Origin of the sequence: Streptomyces sp. NPDC026672 (assembly GCF_040638185.1) — a bacterium.
Classification (GTDB): Bacteria; Actinomycetota; Actinomycetes; order Streptomycetales; family Streptomycetaceae; genus Streptomyces.
The window spans coordinates 1-20,309 of sequence record NZ_JBEZXS010000039.1; the positions used below are offsets into that span (position 1 = coordinate 1).

Here is a 20,309-nt window from a genome sequence, read left to right on the forward strand (position 1 = left end):
GTACGAGGGCGATCCTCCGCCTTGCGACTGCACGCACCAGACGCCGCGGGCCCCGCCCTCCGGGCGGACGGCGCTACTTTCGAAACACGCCCTAGGGGCCTGTCCGGGCCCCCGCTGGGCGTCGACACCCGGGTGAGTGACAAGGGCGCCTCGCACTTCCCGGGTCGGACCTCGTATGGTCGTGTCCGTGTTGGAGGAGATGCGGATACGGTCGCTCGGGGTCATCGACGATGCCGTCGTCGAGCTGTCGCCCGGATTCACCGCCGTCACCGGTGAGACGGGTGCGGGCAAGACCATGGTGGTCACCAGCCTCGGCCTGCTGCTCGGCGGGCGCGCGGATCCGGCGCTCGTGCGGATCGGCGCCAAGAACGCGGTCGTGGAGGGACGGATCGCCGTGCCCGAGGGCACGGCGGCCGTCGTACGGGCCGAGGAGGCCGGGGCCGAGCTCGACGACGGGGCGCTGCTGATCAGCCGTACCGTCTCCGCCGAAGGGCGCTCCCGGGCGCACCTCGGCGGGCGCAGCGTGCCCGTGGGCATGCTGGCGGAGCTGGCCGACGAACTGGTGGCCGTGCACGGGCAGACCGACCAGCAGGGGCTGCTCAAGCTGTCCCGGCAGCGGCAGGCGCTCGACCGGTACGCCGGGGACGCGGTCGCCGGCCCCCTCGCCAAGTACGCGGAGGCGTACCGGCGGCTGCGGGCGGCCTCCGTCGAGCTGGACGAGATCGTCACCCGCGCCCGCGAGCGGGCCCAGGAGGCCGACATGCTGCGCTACGGCCTCGACGAGGTCGCCGCCGTCGAACCGCGCGCGGGCGAGGACGTGGAGCTGGCCGAGGAGGCCGAGCGGCTCGGGCACGCCGAGGCGCTGTCGTCGGCCGCGACCGCCGCGCACGCCGCGCTCGCCGGCAACCCCGAGGACCCCGAGAGCGTCGACGCGGCGACCCTCGTCGCCGGCGCCCACCGCGCCCTGGAGGCCGTGCGCTCCCACGACCCGGCGCTCGCCTCGCTCGCCGAGCGGATCGGCGAGGTCGGCATCCTGCTGGGCGACGTCGCGGGCGAACTCGCCGGGTACGCCGACGACCTGGACGCCGACCCGCTGCGGCTCGCGGCCGTGGAGGAGCGGCGGGCCGCGCTGAACGCCCTCACCCGCAAGTACGGCGACGACATCGCCTCCGTGCTCGCCTGGGCCGAGCAGGGCGCCGCGCGGCTGACCGAACTCGACGGCGACGACGAGCGGATCGGTGAGCTGACCGCCGAACGCGACGCTCTCCGTGCCGAACTGGGCGGGCTCGCCCAGGCGTTGACCGACGCGCGCACGGAGGCCGCCGAGCGGTTCGCCGCCGCGGTGACCGCCGAGCTGGCCTCCCTCGCCATGCCGCACGCGCGGGTGTCCTTCGACATCCGGCAGACCGAGGACCCCGAGGGCGTCGAGGTCGGCGGGCGCACGGTCGGGTACGGGCCCTCGGGCGCCGACGAGGTCGAGCTGCTGCTCGCCCCGCACCCCGGCGCGCCGCCGCGGCCCATCGCCAAGGGCGCGTCCGGCGGTGAGCTGTCGCGTGTGATGCTCGCCGTGGAGGTCGTGTTCGCGGGGACCGATCCCGTGCCGACCTATCTCTTCGACGAGGTCGACGCCGGTGTGGGCGGCAAGGCCGCGGTCGAGATCGGGCGGCGGCTGGCGAAGCTCGCGAAGACCGCGCAGGTCGTGGTCGTCACCCACCTGCCCCAGGTCGCCGCGTTCGCCGACCGGCAGCTCCTCGTCGAGAAGACCGACGACGGCTCGGTCACCCGCTCCGGCGTCAAGGTCCTGGAGGGCGAGGAGCGGGTGCGCGAACTGTCCCGGATGCTCGCCGGCCAGGAGGACTCCGAAACGGCCCGAGCCCACGCGGAAGAACTCCTCGCAACGGCCCGCACGGACGGCTGACAACGGGGGCCCGGCGACGGGTCCCCGGGGTGCGGCCCGGCCCCTAGGGTGGCGGGATGATCACTCGTCGTCGTGGGGCCGCCGCCCTCGTTCTCGCCGCCGTGCTCACCCGGGCCGGAACCGTCGTGCTGCGTGCCACGGCGCCCGGTGGGCGCGGGCGTTGGCTGCGGACCAATCACGCCGGACGCGTCGTCGACCTGTACGCGGGACCCGCCGGCGTGCTGGGGGCGGCGGCCGGGGCGGCGCGGACGCACCCCGCCGCCGCGTTCGCGGTCCTCGCGGCCGGGGCCTGCGGTGCCCACGACGACGTCGCCGGTGACGCGCGGCGCGGTTTCCGCGCGCATCTGACCGCGCTGCGGGACGGCGAAGTCACCAGCGGGGCCGTCAAGTTGTTCGGGATCTCGGCGGCGGGACTGGCCGCGGGGGCCGCGCTGAAGCGGCGGTGGCCCGACAAGGTGCTCGCGGGTGTGGTGATCGCCGGTACCGCGCACTTCGTGAACCTGGTGGACGTACGCCCCGGCCGGGCCGCCGCCGCGGTACTCGCGCTGGGCATACCGGGTCTGCTGCGCGCGGGGCCGGGCGCGGAACTCGCCGCGGCCGCGGTGGGAGCGGCGGCGGCGGTGCTCCCCGAGGACGCCGCCGGGCGCGCGATGCTCGGTGACGCGGGTGCCCATGGGCTGGGCGCCGCGGTGGGAGCGGCGGCCGTCGTGTCCCACGGGCGGGCGGGGCTGCTCGCGCACGCGGTGGGGGTGGTGCTCGCGGCGTGGGGCGGGGAGTGGGTGAGTGGGTTTGCGCGGTGGGGGGCCGGCCGTGGCTAGGTGGTGGGTACAAGGAATGGTTCGGGCCATTCGGGGCGGGCGGGGAGGGGGCGTCGGAGGTGTGCGCCCGCGCGTGTGTTCGGTTTGATGTGCTTCCCATGCGCCCCCAGTGCCCCGTGCGCGCCCCCTGTCCATCGGCCGGTTCGGGGAAATGCTCACTCTTGTGGGTGACATGTGATGGCGCATTGCCGTGGGTCTCCCCGGGGTGCGGCTTCCTCGGGTTCCCGGAACACCCGTGCGTCCTGGCATCCTTGGCAGGAACGCGTTACGTGCGGGAGGCGCACGCGGTACCCCCCTATGCCCGATACCTTCTGTACGTCTCGTCGTGACCGTTCGACGCCGAATCAGGAGCCCAGTGAGCAGCAACGCACCGCACGGTCAGTCGCCGCTGCGCACCGTGCAGGTGCTCGGCGGAGGCAACGTCGGCAGCAGCGCGCACGTGCGGTCCCTGGCCGCGGGGCTCGTCGCAAGAGGCGTACGCGTCACGGTGTGCGCCCCCGACGAGGCGGAGGACGCCTACGACTTCGGCGGGGTCGGCGCCGACCACGTCCACGTCCCCCGCAGCACCGACCCCGGTTCCCTCGCCGCGCTCCGCACCGCCTGCGCGCACGCCGACCTCGTCCACGCCCACGGTCTGCACGCCTCCTTCCGCGCCGTCCTCGCCCTCAGCGGACGGCACACCCCCCTGGTCGTCACCTGGCACGACCGGGCGGAGGCCGAGGGCGCCCGCGCCCATCTCCAGCGGATGCTGGAGAAGCGGGTCGTGCGCAGCGCCACCGTCGTGCTCGGCACCAGCTCCGACCTCGTGGACCGCGTCCGCCGCGCCGGTGCCCGAGACGCCCGGCTCGCCGGCATCGGCCTGCCCGGCCGGCGCAGGACCGTGAACCCCGACGACCCCGACCGCCGGCGCCCCAAGCTGCGTGCCGAACTCGGCGCCACCGGACGCCCGTTGCTCGTCGCCGTCGGCCCCCTCGAACCCCGGCGCGGCTACGACGTCCTGCTCGACGCCAGCCGGGCGCTGTGCCGACTCGACCCCGTGCCGCTGCTCGTCGTCGTGGGGGAGGGGCCGCTGCGGCCCGAGCTCCAGCGGCGCATCGAGGACGAGGAACTGCCGGTACGGCTCCTCGGGGTGCGCGACGACGCGGGGGAACTCCTCGCCGCCGCCGATCTCGCGCTGCTGCCCAGCAGTTGGGAGTCCCGCTCGGTCTTCGCGCAGGAGGCGCTGCACGCCCGGGTGCCCCTCGTCGCGACGGCCGTCGGCGGCACCCCCGACCTCGTGGGCGACGCCGCGGAACTCGTCCCCTACGGCGACGTGAAGGCTCTCGCCGACGCCGCCCTGCGGCTGCTGCGCGACCCCGCCCGCTGCGACGAACTGCGCGACAAGGGCGCACGCCAGGCCGAGAGTTGGCCCACCGAGGACGAAACGGTCGCCCAAGTCCTCAGCATCTACGACGAACTGACCCAGCCGTCGCCTCTCTGACAGCCGTTCTGCCGTGCCCCCCGGGGGAGTTACCGGCTCCCGGGGAGGTTACGGAACGTGTCTGCGGGCTCGTAGGGCCAGGTTCAGCGTCAGTACCGTCTGGGGGTCGTCCAGGTCCGTGGCGAGCAGTTCGCCGATGCGGGCCAGGCGGTTGTAGAGGGTCTGCCGGTTGAGGTGCAGCTCGCGCGCGGTCTCGGCCTTGCGGCCCGCGTGCGCCAGATACGTCTCCAGCGTGGGCAGCAGCGGCGGCCTGGACCGGCGGTCGTGGTCCCGCAACGGCCCGACGGCCCGGTCCACGAACGCCGCCAGGTCCGGATGGTCGCGCAACCGCCACAGCAGCAGGTCGATGTCGAGGCGCCGGGCGTCGTACCAGGCCCGCTCCGGCAGCCCCTGCGCGGCCGCCGCCGTCTCCGCCGCGTGCCGCAGCCCCGCCGACGCCGCCGCCCAGCCGCCCGCCACGCCCACGACCACCACCGGGGCCGGCGCACCGGTCCGCCGTACCCCCGCCCGTTCCGCACCCGCCCGCAGCGCCGCCGCCACCCGGTCCGCCACGGCCGTGCGTTCCCCCTCCGCGCGCAGCCCCACCAGTACCGGCACCCGCCCCTCGACCGGCCGCACACCGAGCAGCATCGGCACCCCCACCGACGCCAGCTCCTCCCCGACCGCCCGTGCCAGCACCGCCCACGCGCCACCGGCCGCCGGAGTGCCGCCCAGCCGCATCACCACGGGCAGCAGCGGTCCCGCGCCCGGCCGGAAACCCAGCACCCGGGCCCGCGCGGGCGCGTCCTCCGCGTCGATCCGCCCCTCGGCGAGGTCGGTGAGGAAGTCGCCCCGCCCGCGCGCCGCCAGTTCCTCCTCCTGGCGGGCCTGCATCAGCACGACGGCCAGCAGCCCCGCGGCGCGCTCGGCGGCCATGCGGTGCACGGGCGCCGACGGCCCGTGCACCGGCAGCACCACCAGCCGGGCCCGCACCGCGCCCGCCCCCGGGCCACCGCCCGGCACGTCCACCAGGACCGAACCGGCGGGCGGCGGCGTCCCACCGTCCCCGCGCCGGCCGCGCAGCCCCTCCCACACCTGGAGCGGGTCGGCGCCCTCGGGCCCCGACCCGGCGGCGTACAGGAGCTGCCCGTCCGGCGTCTCCAGGAAGACCGGGTTGTCCCCGAAGCCGGCCAGGATCTCCAGGACCTGCGGCACCCCGCCCCCGCCGAGCAGCGCCTGCGTGCACCGCCGGTGCACCTCCTCCGCCCGCTGGAGCAGCGCGTAGTGCCCGTTGACGATCTCGGTGTGGATCTCCTCGGTCACCGCCACGAACGGCACCTCGCGGTGCAGCTGCACCAGCGGCAGCCCGGCGCCGCGCGCGGTGTCGACCAGGGCCGCGGGCAGCCGGGCGAACCGCGGACCCAGCTCCACGACGAGGGCCGCGATCCCGCGCTCGGCGAGGGTGCGCACGAACGCGCGCTGCTCGGCCGGCCGGGTGCCGAGGCCGTAGCCCGTGGTCAGCAGCAGCTCGCCGCCCCGCAGCAGGGACGCGATGTGCGGAACCTCACCCGCGTGCACCCAGCGCACGGTGCGCTCAAGGCGGTCGGCGCCCGCCAGGACCTCCGGGAGCCCGCCGCGCAGTCCGGGCAGCTCCAGCGCCCGCCGCACCGTGATCCCGGCGCCCCGCGTCCCGGCCCCACCATCGGTCCCGTGCTCCGTCCCGCCCGCCGCCCCGTCCTCCGCACCGCCGCTGCCGCTGTTCATGCAGCGGACGCTACCCGCGCGGCCACCCTGGGGACATCCCGGGACCGAGGGGCCCGCACCGGGTGCCGGGCCGCCCCGCTAGCGCGGCTTGATGTTGTGGTTGAAGCGGAACACGTTGTCCGGGTCGTACTGCCGCTTCACCCGCCCGAGGCGCACGGCGTTCTCCTCGCCGAGCCCGGCCACCACCCGCTCCGGCCCCTCGTCGCCGATGAAGTTGAGGTAGACCGCGCCGGTGCTCCACGGCCGGGCGTCGGCGCGCACGTCGCGCACCCAGGCCCTGGCCCGCTCGTCGTCGGCCGGGTCCGACCAGATGCCGAAGGGGTGCACCACCCAGGGCGCGGCACGGTAGGGCACCGGGTACTCGGACGGACCCGCCGCGATCGCGCCGCCCTGCGGGAACAGGACGTGCTGGGTGCCGGACGGCACCGGCATGCCGTCGGCGCGGGCGCAGTAGACGTCCACGTACTCGTCGGGCAGGTCGGCCAGGTACTCCGCCGACCAGTAGTTCCGCTGGCCGGCCGGATCGTCGAGCATGCACTGCACGTCGGCGTACGGCATCGCCCCGACGACCTCGCCCGCGTGCGGCAGCGCGAGCAGCGGTTCGGCGAGCTTGCGCAGGTCCTCCTCGCCGCCCGCGTACGTCAGCAGCACGGCGCAGGCGAGCCGCCCCACCAGCTGCTCGGGCACGAAGTCCTCCGGAGGCGCCGTGACGTACAGGACGCCGCCGCCCGCCTCGTCGGGACCCGTGCGCAGGATCTCGCGGAAGGTGCGCACCGCGTCGGGGCCGAACTCCGGCTCGAACAGGACCAGGGCGATCGCGAAGGCGGGCAGCTCGTGCAGCCGGAGGGTGAGCGCCGTGGCGACGCCGAAGTTCCCGCCGCCGCCGTGCAGGGCCCAGAACAGCTCGGGGTGCTCGTCCGGGTTCGCGTGGGTGCGCTCGCCGTCGGCGGTCACCAGCTCGACGCCGAGGAGGTTGTCGACGGCGAGTCCGAACGCCCGGTCCAGCCAGCCGGTGCCGCCGCCAAGGACGAAGCCGCCGACCCCGGTGGTCGAGGCCCGGCCGCCGGTGGTGGCGAGACCGTGCGGCTGGGTGGCGCGGTCCAGATGGCTCATCGTCGCCCCGCCCTGCACCCGTACCGCCTCGGCGCCGGGGTGGACCGTCACCTCGTGCATCCGGCGCAGGTCGATCACGAGCGCCGCGTCGCCGAGCGCCATGCCGGCCACGCTGTGGCCGCCGCCGCGCACGGCGATCGGCAGATCGAGGTCCCGGCCGAACCGCACGGCCCGGACCACGTCCGCCTCGTCCGCGCACTGCGCGATCACCGCCGGTCTCCGGTCGATCAGGCCGTTGAACACGGCGCGGGCGTCGTCGTAGCCCGCGTCCCCCGGCGCGAACACGTCGCCGGTCAGGTCCTCGCGCAGCGCGGCCAGGGCCGCGCCCGCCTTCGAAGGGGAAGCCATGGCCGCCCCCTTTCCGGAAAAGGGGAAATCGTCCGCTCCCAGCCTAGGCGGGCCCGGTCACCCGGTCGCGTCGGCGACCCTCCGCCGCTCAGCCGCCGTACGCCCCGGAGGCCGTCAGGCGCAGGGCCGTGTCGATGAGGGGGACATGGCTGAACGCCTGCGGGAAGTTGCCGACCTGGCGCTTGCGGCGCGGGTCCCACTCCTCGGCCAGCAGCCCGAGGTCGTTGCGCAGCGACAGCAGCTTCTCGAACAGCCTGCGGGCCTCGTCCACGCGGCCGATCATCGCGAGGTCGTCCGCCATCCAGAACGAACACGCCAGGAAGGCGCCCTCGTCACCGGGCAGGCCGTCCACACCCTCGTGCTCGCCCTCGGTGGGGTAGCGCAGGATGAAGCCGTCCGCCGTGGACAGCTCGCGCTGGATCGCCTCGATGGTGCCGATCACCCGCTTGTCGTCCGGCGGCAGGAAGCCCATCTGCGGGATGAGCAGCAGCGAGGCGTCCAGCTCCTTCGAGCCGTACGACTGCGTGAACGTGTTGCGCTCCTTGTCGTAGCCCTTCTCGCACACGTCCCGGTGGATGTCGTCGCGCAGCTCGCGCCAGCGCTCCAGCGGGCCGTCCGCCTCCCCGGACTCCAGCAGCTTGATCGTGCGGTCCACCGCGACCCAGGCCATCACCTTCGAGTGCACGAAGTGGCGGCGCGGCCCGCGCACCTCCCAGATGCCCTCGTCCGGCTCGTCCCAGTGGTCCTCCAGGTAGCGGATCAGCTTCAGCTGGAGCAGGGAGGCGTAGTCGTTGCGGGCAAGACCGGTCATGTGGGCCAGGTGCAGCGCCTCGGTGACCTCGCCGTACACGTCCAGCTGGAGCTGGTGGGCCGCTCCGTTGCCGACCCGGACCGGCGCGGAGTCCTCGTAGCCGGGCAGCCAGTCCAGCTCGGCCTCGCCCAGCTCGCGCTCGCCCGCGATGCCGTACATGATCTGGAGGTTCTCCGGGTCGCCGGCGACCGCGCGCAGCAGCCACTCGCGCCAGGCGCGGGCCTCCTCGCGGTAGCCGGTGCGCAGCAGCGAGGACAGGGTGATCGCCGCGTCGCGCAGCCAGGTGTAGCGGTAGTCCCAGTTGCGGACGCCGCCGATGTCCTCGGGCAGCGAGGTCGTGGGCGCGGCCACGATGCCGCCCGTGGGGGCGTAGGTCAGTGCCTTCAGGGTGATCAGGGAGCGGATCACGGCCTCGCGGTAGGGCCCGTGGTACGTGCAGTGCTCGACCCACTCGCGCCAGAACTCCTCGGTCGCCTCCAGCGACTGCTCGGGCTCGGGCAGCGGCGGCGGCTCCTTGTGCGAGGGCTGCCAGGACACGGTGAACGCGATCCGGTCGCCGGGCGCGACGGTGAAGTCCGCGTACGTCGTCAGGGACTTCCCGTACGTCTCCGCGCTGGTGTCGAACCACACGGAGTCCGGGCCCGCGACGGCGACGGTGCGCCCCTCGTGCTTGTGCACCCACGGCACCACCCGGCCGTAGGAGAAGCGCATCCGCAGGGCCGAACGCATCGGCACCCGGCCGGTGACGCCCTCCACGATCCGGATGAGCTGGGGCGCGCCGTCACGCGGCGGCATGAAATCCGTCACTCTCACCGTGCCGCGCGGGGTGTCCCACTCGGATTCCAGGATCAGCGAGTCGCCCCGGTAGGTGCGCCGGGCGGCGGTGGGGGGCTCGGCGTCGGCGGCGTGAGCCGGGCCGAGGCGCCAGAAGCCGTGCTCCTCCGTGCCCAGCAGACCGGCGAAGATGGCGTGCGAGTCGAAGCGGGGCAGGCACAGCCAGTCCACCGTGCCGTCCCGGCAGACCAGGGCAGCGGTCTGCATGTCTCCGATGAGTGCGTAATCCTCGATGCGCCCGGCCACGTGCAACTCCAGTCGAACGGCCACGTCGCCCCCTTGGGACAAGGGGGTCGCTAGTGCGGTCATTGGGGGGTCGTTTATGTGCGTCGTTGAGCGGTGAAGCAAGGTTGTCGTCCGGCCATACGGGCAAAACGGCATTCCATGCTCAACGAACTGACGAGCTCTCGTTGTTCCGGTGGTTAACAGGCGGGGGTGTGCCGTGTTGCCGGCCGGGCTCGGCAGCGAATGTCCGAGCAGGATACGACGCACGTAGATGATCTGCGTGCCGCTCCGGGCAACCCGTGTGCGCCGAACGAGTGAGCACAGGGTGAGAAGCCGGTGAGAAGTACGCGCGTGTGTCCGTGCGTGTGCGGAGCGTTGCCGGAAGTCGCGGCCGTGGGGCGCTGATACCCTGGTAGCCCGTGGACCGGTGGGAGCCCCACGCGGCCGGAATGACCGAAGGGGTCCCCCGAACCGCAGCGACGGCACCCCCGGCAACCTCCGGTCCGGCAGCCGTACCGCACCTCGTACCGAGACCACGGGAGCCCCCTCTTGGCCATGCCGCCCAAATCAACGACGACCAAGCACATCTTCGTCACCGGGGGTGTCGCCTCCTCTCTCGGCAAGGGCCTCACGGCCTCCAGCCTGGGCATGCTGCTCAAGGCACGGGGACTGCGCGTCGTCATGCAGAAGCTCGACCCCTACCTGAACGTCGACCCGGGCACGATGAACCCGTTCCAGCACGGTGAGGTCTTCGTCACCAACGACGGAGCCGAGACCGATCTGGACATCGGACACTACGAGCGTTTCCTAGACCGTGACCTGGACGGCACCGCCAATGTCACTACAGGCCAGGTCTACTCCACGGTCATCGCCAAGGAGCGGCGCGGCGAGTACCTGGGCGACACGGTGCAGGTGATCCCGCACATCACCAACGAGATCAAGCACCGCATCCGGCGCATGGCCACCGACGAGGTCGACGTCGTCATCACGGAGGTCGGCGGCACCGTCGGCGACATCGAGTCGCTGCCCTTCCTGGAGACGGTCCGCCAGGTCCGCCACGAGGTCGGCCGGGACAACGTCTTCGTGGTGCACATCTCACTGCTGCCCTACATCGGTCCCTCGGGCGAGCTGAAGACCAAGCCCACCCAGCACTCGGTCGCGGCCCTGCGGAACATCGGTATCCAGCCGGACGCGATCGTCCTGCGCTGCGACCGCGAGGTCCCCACGGCCATCAAGCGCAAGATCTCGCTGATGTGCGACGTCGACGAGGCGGCGGTCGTGGCCTGCCCCGACGCCCGCTCGATCTACGACATCCCGAAGGTCGTGCACACCGAGGGCCTGGACGCCTACGTGGTGCGCAAGCTGGACCTGCCCTTCCGCGACGTGGACTGGACGACCTGGGACGACCTGCTCGACCGCGTCCACAACCCCGACCACGAGGTCACCCTCGCCCTGGTCGGCAAGTACATCGACCTGCCCGACGCCTATCTCTCGGTCACCGAGGCGCTGCGCGCGGGCGGCTTCGCCAACCGGGCCCGCGTCAAGATCAAGTGGGTCACCTCGGACGACTGCAAGACCCCGGCGGGCGCCGCGGCACAGCTCGCCGACGTGGACGGCGTCTGCATCCCAGGCGGCTTCGGCGACCGCGGCGTGCTCGGCAAGGTCGGCGCGATCCGCTACGCCCGCGAGAACCGGATCCCGCTGCTCGGTCTCTGTCTCGGCCTCCAGTGCATCGTCATCGAGGCCGCCCGCGGCCTCGCCGACATCCCGGACGCCAACTCCACCGAGTTCGACTCCGGCACCGCCCACCCGGTCATCTCCACCATGGCCGAGCAGCTCGACATCGTCGCCGGCGAGGGCGACATGGGCGGCACCATGCGGCTGGGCATGTACCCGGCGAAGCTGGCCGAGGGCTCGATCGTGCGCGAGGTGTACGACGGCAAGGAGTACGTCGAGGAGCGCCACCGCCACCGCTACGAGGTGAACAACGCCTACCGCGCGGAGCTGGAGAAGAAGGCCGGCCTCCAGTTCTCCGGCACCTCCCCGGACGGCAAGCTCGTCGAGTACGTCGAGTACCCCCGCGACGTCCACCCCTACCTGGTGGCCACGCAGGCGCACCCGGAGCTGCGCTCGCGCCCGACCCGCCCGCACCCGCTGTTCGCGGGCCTGGTGAAGGCGTCGGTCGAGCGCCGGCGGGCCGCGGACGAGGGCGCGAACTCGAAGTAGTACGCCGGTTGTACGGTGGCCGGGGTGCCCGCCCCCACCGGGCGGGCACCCCGGTTCCGTGTGGCCGGAACCGTTCCAGCACGTGTGGAAGGCGGCAGGGCATGACGATCAAGGACACCCCCGTGGAGTGGGAGATCCGGGCCACGGAGACCCCCTTCGTCGGCAACAAGACCTCCGTGCGCACCGACGAGGTGGTCATGCCCGACGGGTCGGTCGTCCGCCGCGACTACCAGGTGCACCCCGGCTCCGTGGCCGTCCTCGCCCTCGACGACCAGGACCGGGTCCTGGTCATCCGCCAGTACCGCCACCCGGTCCGCCACAAGCTCTGGGAGATCCCCGCAGGCCTGCTCGACGTGCCCGGCGAGAACCCGCTGCACGCGGCCCAGCGGGAGCTGTACGAGGAGGCCCACGTCAAGGCGGAGGACTGGCGGGTGCTGACCGACGTCTACACCACGCCGGGCGGCTGCGACGAGGCCGTACGGGTCTTCCTCGCCCGCGATCTGTCCGAGGCCGAGGGCGAGCGCTTCGCGGCGGAGGACGAGGAGACCGACCTGGAGCACGCGCGGGTGCCCGTGGCCGAGCTGGTGCGGGGCGCGCTCGCGGGGGAGCTGCACAACAACTGCCTGATCGTGGGCGTCCTCTCGCTGGTCGCCGCGCGCACCGGCGCGGGACTCGACGCGCTGCGGCCGGCCGACGCGCCGTGGCCCGCGCGTCCCTTCGCGTCCTGAGCCCACCGCCCCCGCCCGTCCTCGCCGCCCGTTCCTCGTCCGATGTGACCATCGGCTGATCCGATCGGGGGACGTGCCCGTCGCGCTCCGCCCGGAACGTCGCAGAGCGTGAACTAGGCTCATTCGAGAGTGAGCCGAAAACAGGTGGGACGGGAGTGTTGCCCGTGACGGATCAGGCGGTGGACACGGACGGCGTACAGCTGTCGGGACACCAGGCCACGGAGAGTCAGTTCCTGGGACGTGCGAGGGAGTTGAAGGAACTGCGCGCCGACATCGAGCGCGCGGGACTCGACACCCTCTCCGGTCGCAAGGCCCCGCGCGCGCGGGTGCTGCTCATCGCGGGCCGGGCCGGCTCGGGGCGCACCGCGCTCGCCGAGGAACTCGTCCGCCGGGTCGCGGACCGCTACCCCGACGGGGTGCTGCGCGCCCGCCTCCGCGAACCCGACGGCACCCCCGTACCGGTCGAGCGCGCCGCCCGCGAACTGCTCACCGCCCTCGGTCTGCCCACCCCGCCCGGCGCCTCCGAGGACGACCTCAGCGGAGACCTCCGCGACGCCCTCGCCGGGCGCCGGACGCTGCTCCTGCTGGACGACGCGGTCGGCGCCGACCAGGTCGACGCCCTGCTCCCCGACTCCCCGGACTGCCTCGTCGTGGCCGTCTCCGCGGGCCCCCTCACCGGCATCCCGGACGTCCGCCCCTGCACCCTCGGCGGCATGGACACCAAGTCGGCCCTGGAACTGCTCACCCGCTACACCGGCTCGGTCCGCGTCACCGTCGACCCGCGCTCCGCCGAGGGACTGGTCGAGGTGTGCGGCGCCCAGCCCGCCGCGCTGATCCTGGCCGGCGGCTGGCTCGCCGCCCGCCCCACCGTGTCCGTGGCCGATCTCGCCAAGCGGCTGCACGCGGAGAGTGACGAGACCACCCCGCTCGGCCGGGTCTTCCGTCTCGTCCACGACCACCTGCCCGCCCCGGCCGCCCGGACCCTGCGCCTGCTCTCCCTCGCCCCGGCCGGTCTGGTCGACCCGCACACCGCCTCGGCCCTCGCGGGCTGCTCGGTCGGCGCCGCCCGCACCACCCTGGACGACCTCGCCGCCCTCGGCCTGCTGCACGCCGTACCGTCCCCGCTGCCGCAGTACGAGGTCCCCGGCTGCCTCCACCCCCTGCTGCGGGCCTACGCCGAGACCCACGACCGTCCCGGTGAACTCCAGCTCGCCCGCGCCCGCATGCTGGAGCGGACCGTGCGGCTGCTCCAGTCCTGCCGCGCCATCACCGAGACCGACAACCCCGAGGCCCGCCAGCGCCTCCAGGGACTGCCCCGCGCCCTGCGCTTCCCCCACCCCCGCGCGGCGGCCGAGTGGCTGTCCGTGCGCCGGCCCGCCCTGCTGGCCTCCGCCCGCCTCGCCGTCGCCGACGGCGAGCTGGACACCCTGGCGCGCCGGCTGATGTCCCAGCTCGTCAGGACCATGGTGGCGCACGTCGGCACCCAGGCGGCGGCCCCCGACCTGTACGGCGTCCACGGCCTCGTCCTCGACGTCGCCGAGCGCCGCGACCTGCCCCGCGAGAAGGCCGCCGCCCTGCTGAACCTCGGCGACCTGGACGCCCGCACCGGCCGCACCGCCGACGCGCTGGTGCGCTACCGGGCCGCGCTGGACGCCGGACGCGAGGCGAACGACCCGTACGCGACCGGCCGCGCGATGGAATCCGTAGGCGGCGCGCACCAGGAGCTCGGGGACCACGACCGGGCCGCCGACTGGTTCGGCCGCGCCCTGGCCCAGCGGCTGGCCCGCGACGAGCGCGCCGACGCCGCCCGGCTGTACGGCCGCATCGCCACCGCGCACACCTACGCGGGCCGCTACGGGGAGGCGCTGCGCAACTGGCGGGCGGCGGTTTCCGGACATCGTAAGAACGGTGATGTCGCGGCCCAGGCACGGGCGTTGAGCGAACTGGCGCGGGTCCAGGAGTACGCGGGCCGGCCCGAGGAGTCGCTGCACACCTGCCAGGAGGCGGTGGAGTGGGCGCGCCGCGCCGAGGACGTACGGCTCCAGGCCGCCCTGCACCTGCGCCTGGCCGACACGCTGGAGCACCTCGGGGACGGCGCCGCGGCCCGCCTGCACCGGGGAACGGCCGAGCGCATGCTGGGAGAGGAGCCGCCGGACGGCTCCACCGGTGATCCAGAGCCGGAACACGGCGCTAACGCCTGCGAAATCCGTAGTACACCCGGCAAAGATTGATGCAATGAAAGGCTAGACAGTCGGAACACCTTCATTAGACTGGCTCTGCCGCACGTTCTCCTGCGGTGTCTCCTGGTGTGCCCTGCGTGCCCGGGATTGCGTCACCATGCCCCACACCCTCTGAGCCAAGGACCGTGATCGACGTGAAGGTCGGCATCCCCCGCGAGGTCAAGAACAACGAGTTCCGGGTGGCCATCACCCCCGCCGGCGTCCATGAGCTGGTGCGCCACGGCCACCAGGTCGTCATCGAGCGTGGTGCCGGTGTCGGCTCGTCGATCCCGGACGAGGAGTACGTGGCCGCCGGCGCGGCGATCCTGGAGACGGCCGACGAGGTGTGGGCCACCGCCGACCTGCTGCTGAAGGTCAAGGAGCCCATCGCGGAGGAGTACCACCGCCTCCGCAAGGACCAGACCCTCTTCACCTACCTCCACCTGGCCGCCTCCAAGGAGTGCACCGACGCCCTCCTGGAGTCCGGCACCACGGCCATCGCCTACGAGACCGTCGAGCTGCCCGGCCGCGCCCTGCCGCTGCTGGCCCCGATGTCCGAGGTCGCCGGCCGCCTCGCCCCGCAGGTCGGCGCCTACCACCTGATGCGCGCCAACGGCGGCCGCGGGGTGCTGCCCGGCGGCGTCCCCGGAGTGCTGGCCGCCAAGGCCGTCGTCATCGGCGGCGGCGTCTCCGGCTGGAACGCCGCGCAGATCGCCGTCGGCATGGGCTTCCACGTCACCCTGCTCGACAAGGACATCAACAAGCTCAAGGAGGCGGACAAGGTCTTCGGCACGAAGATCCAGTCCGTCGTCTCCAACTCCTTCGAGCTGGAGAAGGCGTGCCTGGAGGCCGACCTCGTCATCGGCGCCGTCCTCATCCCGGGCGCCAAGGCCCCGAAGCTCGTCACCAACGAGCTGGTCTCCCGCATGAAGCCGGGAAGTGTCCTTGTCGACATCGCGATCGACCAGGGCGGCTGCTTCGAGGACTCCCGCCCCACCACGCACGCCGAGCCGACCTTCAAGGTCCACGGGTCGGTCTTCTACTGCGTCGCCAACATGCCCGGCGCGGTGCCCAACACCTCCACCTACGCGCTCACCAACGCGACGCTGCCGTACATCGTCTCCCTCGCGGACAACGGCTGGGCGGAGGCCCTGCGGCGCGACCCGGCGCTCGCCAGGGGCCTCAACACCCATGACGGCAAGGTCGTTTACCGCGAGGTCGCCGAGGCGCACGGTCTGCCGCACACGGACCTGGAGAGCCTGCTCGGCTAAGTCACCATTTCGTAAAGGCGATACGTCAACACGTCGCGTCAACCGCATACGCACGGCCGGACCTTGCCCCACAAGGTCCGGCCGGATGTGTGTATGGTCACTTTGCGGCACTCGGTCAACTCGCCTCGAACGTAACCCTTCGACCGATTCGCACACCGGTGAAACCTGCTGTGCGACGGCCGTACGCCCTTGACAGAGGGATGTTTCATTGCCGACACATCCGGCCGGGTCCGGCGGATTGTGTTGCTGCGGACGCCCGACACGCCATAGAGTCGCCAACCGTCGGCATGGTGCCACGCTGACCTGTCTAGAAGTTCCCTGGTCACCAAGGAGGTAAGACGACTTGTGAATGAGTCGACATTTTCTCCCGGGGGTGGTCAACCAGGAATGCCTGTCCGGGGCCAGGGCCCTGCGGGATTCGAGGCTGTCGGCTCCGTCGCTGTGCGCACCTTCGCAGCCCATCAGAGTCACCGGTCCGCAGGCGTGACTCACTCAGCACCCCAGAGCATGGATGGCCATCACGTGAACGCCATGGCCGGCGACGGAAGTGGCGCGCCCCACAACCACTTCGCCGACTACGACGAACTGCCCGAGGGGCACTTCTACGACCCCGACGCCGAGTACGAGCCCGATCCCGAGTATGCGGCCACGCTCGCGCCCGACGCGGCGCGCCAGCGTCGCGAGCGCGTCGGCCCGACCGGGCGCCCGCTGCCGTACTTCCCGATCCCGGGTCCGCTGACCGATCACGGACCCGCGACGATCATCGCGATGTGCAACCAGAAGGGCGGCGTCGGCAAGACGACGTCGACCATCAACCTGGGTGCCGCGCTCGCGGAGTACGGCCGTCGTGTGCTGCTCGTGGACTTCGACCCGCAGGGCGCGCTGTCGGTGGGACTCGGTGTCAATCCGATGGAGCTCGACCTCACCGTCTACAACCTGCTCATGGAGCGGGGCATGTCGGCGGACGAGGTGCTCCTGAAGACCGCGGTACCCAACATGGACCTGCTGCCGAGCAACATCGACCTGTCGGCCGCCGAGGTCCAGCTGGTCTCCGAGGTCGCGCGCGAGTCCACGCTCCAGCGTGCGCTGAAGCCGCTGATGGACGACTACGACTACATCGTGATCGACTGCCAGCCCTCGCTCGGTCTGCTCACCGTCAACGCGCTGACCGCCGCGCACAAGGTCATCGTGCCGCTGGAGTGCGAGTTCTTCGCGCTGCGCGGTGTGGCGCTGCTGACCGAGACCATCGAGAAGGTCCAGGAGCGGCTCAACCCCGAGCTGGAACTGGACGGCATCCTCGCCACGATGTACGACTCGCGCACGGTCCACAGCCGTGAGGTGCTGGCCCGCGTGGTCGAGGCGTTCGACGACCACGTCTACCACACGGTCATCGGCCGCACGGTCCGCTTCCCGGAGACCACGGTCGCGGGCGAGCCGATCACCACGTACGCCTCCAACTCCGTCGGTGCCGCCGCCTATCGCCAGCTCGCCAGGGAGGTGCTCGCCCGGTGTCACGCCGAGTGAGTCTGCCGGGGGCCGACGAACTGTTCCGTACGACAGGGGGAATGGCGCTCCAGCCGTCCACTCCCCGGCGCCCGGCGAACGGCGAGGCCCGGGTGCCGGCACCCGCGGGGGAGAGCGATCCGGCCGCCGCCGAGGACGCGCCGCAGTCCGTGCCCGTGCAGAGCGGGGACGGGGACGGGGCGGAGCACGTGGCCACGGAGGCGGAGCCGGCCGACGCCGGCGAGTCCCGCAGCCGTACCGCCCCGGCGGCGGGGGAACGGACCGCCGCGCGGCGGCAGGGGCAGCCGGCGCAGGAAGGTTCTGGCGGCGCCGCGGCGGCCGCCGGGGCCCAGGCGCAGGCCCAGTCCCAGCAGCAGCGTGGCGGTGGCAAGCGGGGGCGGGCCGCGGCCCGGCGGCCCAGCGGGCGGGAGCGGCACGACGAGAAGATCACCGTGTACGTCTCCGCCGAGGAGCTGATGGACCTGGAGCACGCCCGGCTCGTGCTCCGCGGTGAGCACGGACTCGCGGTGGACCGGGGACGGATCGTCCGGGAAGCGGTCGCCGTGGTGCTGGCCGACCTGGAGTCGCGGGGCGACGCGAGCATCCTGGTACGGCGGCTGCGCGGCCGGTAGTCGGCACCGCGGGCACCAGACGATAGCCTGCGACGGCTATGACCTCGAACGACGTTCCCGCCGGCCGCAGACGCCCCCTGGGCCGAGGCCCGGGCGTCCCCCGCCCAACCCCACCGGGCCCACCCGAGGCCACGCCCCCCACCCCACCAGCCCCCACCCGGCCCACCCCGGAAGCCCCCACCGAGCCCGAGACACCCCCGAGGGCCCCCACCACTCCGCCCCACGCACCGCCTCCCCCACCCGAGCCCGGCGCCTCCACCGACCCCCCGCGCCCCGCCGGGACCGACGCCGAGCCCTCTCCACCCACTCCGGCACCTCACGACACCGCCGAGCCCGCGACGGCCCCCGCCGCGTCGTCTTCGCCCGCGCGGGGCGACTCCGCCCGGTCCGCTGAGCTGCTGTCACACGCCCGGAGCGACGCCGTCGAGCCCGCCACCGTGCCTACTTCGTCCCCGCAGGGCGATTTCGCCGGGCTTGTCGAGCCGTCGCGGCCCGCTCGGACCGATGCCGGGCCGTCTCCATCCGCACCGGTGCTTCGTGATGCCGCCGAGCCCGCGACGGCCCCCACGGCTCCTGCCGCGTCCTCCTCGTCCGCGCAGGGCGATTCCGCTGGGTCTGCCGAGCCGGTGCGGCCCGCCCGGATCGATGCCCGGTCGGCCACCACCGCTGCGGCACCCCCCGACGCCGCCGCGCCCGCCGAGGTCCCCGCCCCGCCTTCTTCCTCCGCGCACGGTGAGCCCGTCGAGTCCCCGCGGCCCACCCGGGCCGATGCCGAGCCGTCTCCGCCAGTTCCGGCGCCTGGCGATGCCGCCGAGCCCGCGGTGGCCCCTGTGGCTCCCGCCGTGCCCTCTTCGCCCGCGTGGGGCGGCTCTGCTGTCTCTGCCGGGGCATCGTTGCCCGTTCGGATCGGCGACCGGTCGGCCTCCGCCGGTCCGGCATCCGCCGAGCCCGCCGAGGTCCCCGCGGCGGAGCAGGTGGACGGGGTTTTCACTGTTCGGTTGGGGAATTTCGAGGGGCCGTTCGATCTGTTGTTGCAGTTGATCTCGCGGCACAAGCTCGACGTCACCGAGGTGGCGCTGTCCAAGGTCACCGACGAGTTCATGGCGCACATCCGGGCGATGGGCCCGGACTGGGACCTGGACCAGACGACGGAGTTCCTCGTCGTCGCCGCCACCCTGCTCGACCTCAAGGCCGCCCGCCTGCTGCCCGCCGCCGAGGTCGAGGACGAGGCCGACCTCGCCCTGCTCGAGGCCCGCGACCTGCTCTTCGCCCGGCTGCTCCAGTACCGCGCGTACAAACAGATCGCCGACATCTTCCAGTACCGCCTCGACCGGGAGGCCCGCCGCCACCCCCGTACCGTCGGCCTCGAACCCCACCACGCCGAGCTGCTGCCCGAGGTCGTCATCAGCATCGGCCCCGAGGGCTTCGCCAGGCTGGCCGTCAAGGCCATGCAGCCCAGGCCCAAGCCGCAGGTCTACGTCGACCACATCCACGCCCCCCTGGTCAGCGTGCAGGAGCAGGCCGGGATCGTCGTGGCCCGCCTCAGGGACCTCGGCGAGGCCAGCTTCCGCACGCTCGTCGAGGACACCGACGACACGCTCACCGTCGTCGCCCGCTTCCTCGCCCTGCTGGAGCTGTATCGGGAGAAGGCCGTCGCGCTCGAACAGGAGACGGCGCTCGGCGATCTGCTCGTGCGCTGGACCGGAGGCGACGACGCGGAGACACCGAGGGTGACCGACGAGTTCGACCGGTCCCCGGAGGAGCCCAAGGAGGAGAAGAAGGCGTGAGCGAGCGGACCACCGACACCCCGGCCGGACCCGGCGACGTCGCCGGCCTCGACCTCAGACCCGCCCTGGAGGCGGTCCTCATGGTCGTGGACGAACCCGCGACCGAGGAACACCTCGCCAAGATCCTCCAGCGTCCCCGGCGCCGCGTCGCCGCCGCGCTGCGCGAACTGGCCGACGAGTACACGGCCCAGGGCCGCGGCTTCGAGCTGCGCCTCGTCGCGGGCGGCTGGCGCTTCTACACCCGCCCCGAGTACGCGGCGGCCGTCGAGGGCTTCGTCCTCGACGGCCAGCAGGCCCGCCTCACCCAGGCCGCCCTGGAGACCCTGGCCGTTGTCGCCTACCGCCAGCCGGTCAGCCGCAGCCGCGTCTCCGCCGTCCGCGGTGTCAACTGCGACGGCGTGATGCGAACCCTGCTCCAGCGCGGTCTGGTCGAGGAGGCGGGCGCGGAACCCGAAACAGGTGCGATCCTGTACAGGACGACGAACTACTTCCTGGAGCGGATGGGCCTGCGCGGCCTGGACGAGCTCCCGGAGCTCGCGCCCTTCCTCCCGGAGGCGGAGGCGATCGAGGCGGAGACCCAGGAGGGCGTACCGTCGTTCGACCCGGACGCGCCCGACGCGCCCGGGGCAGACGACGCAGACGACTAAGACGGA

The 20,309-nt window shown here is 73.2% G+C and carries 14 protein-coding genes; 11 read left to right on the forward strand and 3 right to left on the reverse strand.

Annotated features, from left to right (window positions below; all coding sequences use genetic code 11):
* Positions 1-175: 175 nt before the first annotated feature.
* The 3 genes from recN to AB0F77_RS33345 all read left to right on the forward strand — a co-directional run bounded on the left by recN (position 176) and on the right by AB0F77_RS33345 (position 4,216).
* Entirely contained in the window at positions 176-1,918 is a 1,743-nt protein-coding gene (gene recN / locus AB0F77_RS33335; RefSeq protein WP_361955442.1) for a DNA repair protein RecN, read from the forward strand.
* Positions 1,919-1,974: 56 nt separating this feature from the next.
* Positions 1,975-2,736 (forward strand): hypothetical protein, encoded by a 762-nt coding sequence (locus tag AB0F77_RS33340; RefSeq protein WP_361955444.1) that lies wholly within the window; start codon positions 1,975-1,977, stop codon positions 2,734-2,736.
* Between the two features lie 355 nt (positions 2,737-3,091).
* Positions 3,092-4,216: a glycosyltransferase family 4 protein gene (locus AB0F77_RS33345; RefSeq protein WP_361955446.1), complete on the forward strand. Its 1,125-nt coding sequence runs from the start codon at positions 3,092-3,094 to the stop codon at positions 4,214-4,216.
* A gap of 48 nt (positions 4,217-4,264) precedes the next feature.
* Here the strand turns inward: AB0F77_RS33345 and AB0F77_RS33350 are convergent, their stop codons facing one another.
* The 3 genes from AB0F77_RS33350 to AB0F77_RS33360 all read right to left on the reverse strand — a co-directional run bounded on the left by AB0F77_RS33350 (position 4,265) and on the right by AB0F77_RS33360 (position 9,311).
* Complete coding sequence (locus tag AB0F77_RS33350) at positions 4,265-5,959, reverse strand: PucR family transcriptional regulator (RefSeq protein ID WP_361955448.1); 1,695 nt, start codon at positions 5,957-5,959, stop codon at positions 4,265-4,267.
* A 78-nt stretch (positions 5,960-6,037) separates the two neighbouring features.
* Positions 6,038-7,420, reverse strand: coding sequence for an FAD-binding oxidoreductase (locus AB0F77_RS33355; RefSeq protein WP_361955450.1), 1,383 nt, complete (start codon positions 7,418-7,420; stop codon positions 6,038-6,040).
* Between the two features lie 88 nt (positions 7,421-7,508).
* A complete protein-coding gene (locus tag AB0F77_RS33360; RefSeq protein ID WP_361955576.1) occupies positions 7,509-9,311 on the reverse strand; it encodes a glycoside hydrolase family 15 protein in 1,803 nt (600 codons plus the stop codon).
* 534 nt (positions 9,312-9,845) lie between these two features.
* Between AB0F77_RS33360 and AB0F77_RS33365 the strand changes: the two genes are divergently transcribed.
* The 8 genes from AB0F77_RS33365 (at position 9,846) to scpB (ending at position 20,303) form a co-directional block, all read left to right on the forward strand.
* Entirely contained in the window at positions 9,846-11,516 is a 1,671-nt protein-coding gene (locus AB0F77_RS33365) for a CTP synthase (RefSeq protein WP_361955452.1), read from the forward strand.
* 101 nt (positions 11,517-11,617) lie between these two features.
* The gene (locus AB0F77_RS33370; RefSeq protein ID WP_361955454.1) at positions 11,618-12,244 is read left to right on the forward strand and encodes an NUDIX hydrolase; all 627 of its coding nucleotides are present in this window, start codon (positions 11,618-11,620) and stop codon (positions 12,242-12,244) included.
* Positions 12,245-12,408: 164 nt separating this feature from the next.
* A complete protein-coding gene (locus AB0F77_RS33375) occupies positions 12,409-14,475 on the forward strand; it encodes a tetratricopeptide repeat protein (protein WP_361955456.1) in 2,067 nt (688 codons plus the stop codon).
* Positions 14,476-14,609: 134 nt separating this feature from the next.
* Positions 14,610-15,734, forward strand: a complete 1,125-nt coding sequence (gene ald / locus AB0F77_RS33380; RefSeq protein ID WP_361955458.1) for an alanine dehydrogenase — start codon at positions 14,610-14,612, stop codon at positions 15,732-15,734.
* A gap of 387 nt (positions 15,735-16,121) precedes the next feature.
* The gene (locus AB0F77_RS33385) at positions 16,122-17,258 is read left to right on the forward strand and encodes a ParA family protein (RefSeq protein ID WP_361955460.1); all 1,137 of its coding nucleotides are present in this window, start codon (positions 16,122-16,124) and stop codon (positions 17,256-17,258) included.
* Positions 17,243-17,869 (forward strand): hypothetical protein, encoded by a 627-nt coding sequence (locus tag AB0F77_RS33390; protein ID WP_361955462.1) that lies wholly within the window; start codon positions 17,243-17,245, stop codon positions 17,867-17,869. Before AB0F77_RS33385 ends, AB0F77_RS33390 begins: the two co-directional genes overlap by 16 nt.
* Positions 17,870-18,690: 821 nt before the next feature.
* Positions 18,691-19,656, forward strand: a complete 966-nt coding sequence (locus tag AB0F77_RS33395) for a segregation/condensation protein A (RefSeq protein WP_361955464.1) — start codon at positions 18,691-18,693, stop codon at positions 19,654-19,656.
* Positions 19,653-20,303 (forward strand): SMC-Scp complex subunit ScpB, encoded by a 651-nt coding sequence (gene scpB, locus AB0F77_RS33400; RefSeq protein WP_361955466.1) that lies wholly within the window; start codon positions 19,653-19,655, stop codon positions 20,301-20,303. The genes AB0F77_RS33395 and scpB overlap by 4 nt, the downstream gene beginning before the upstream one ends.
* The last annotated feature ends 6 nt before the right edge of the window (positions 20,304-20,309 follow it).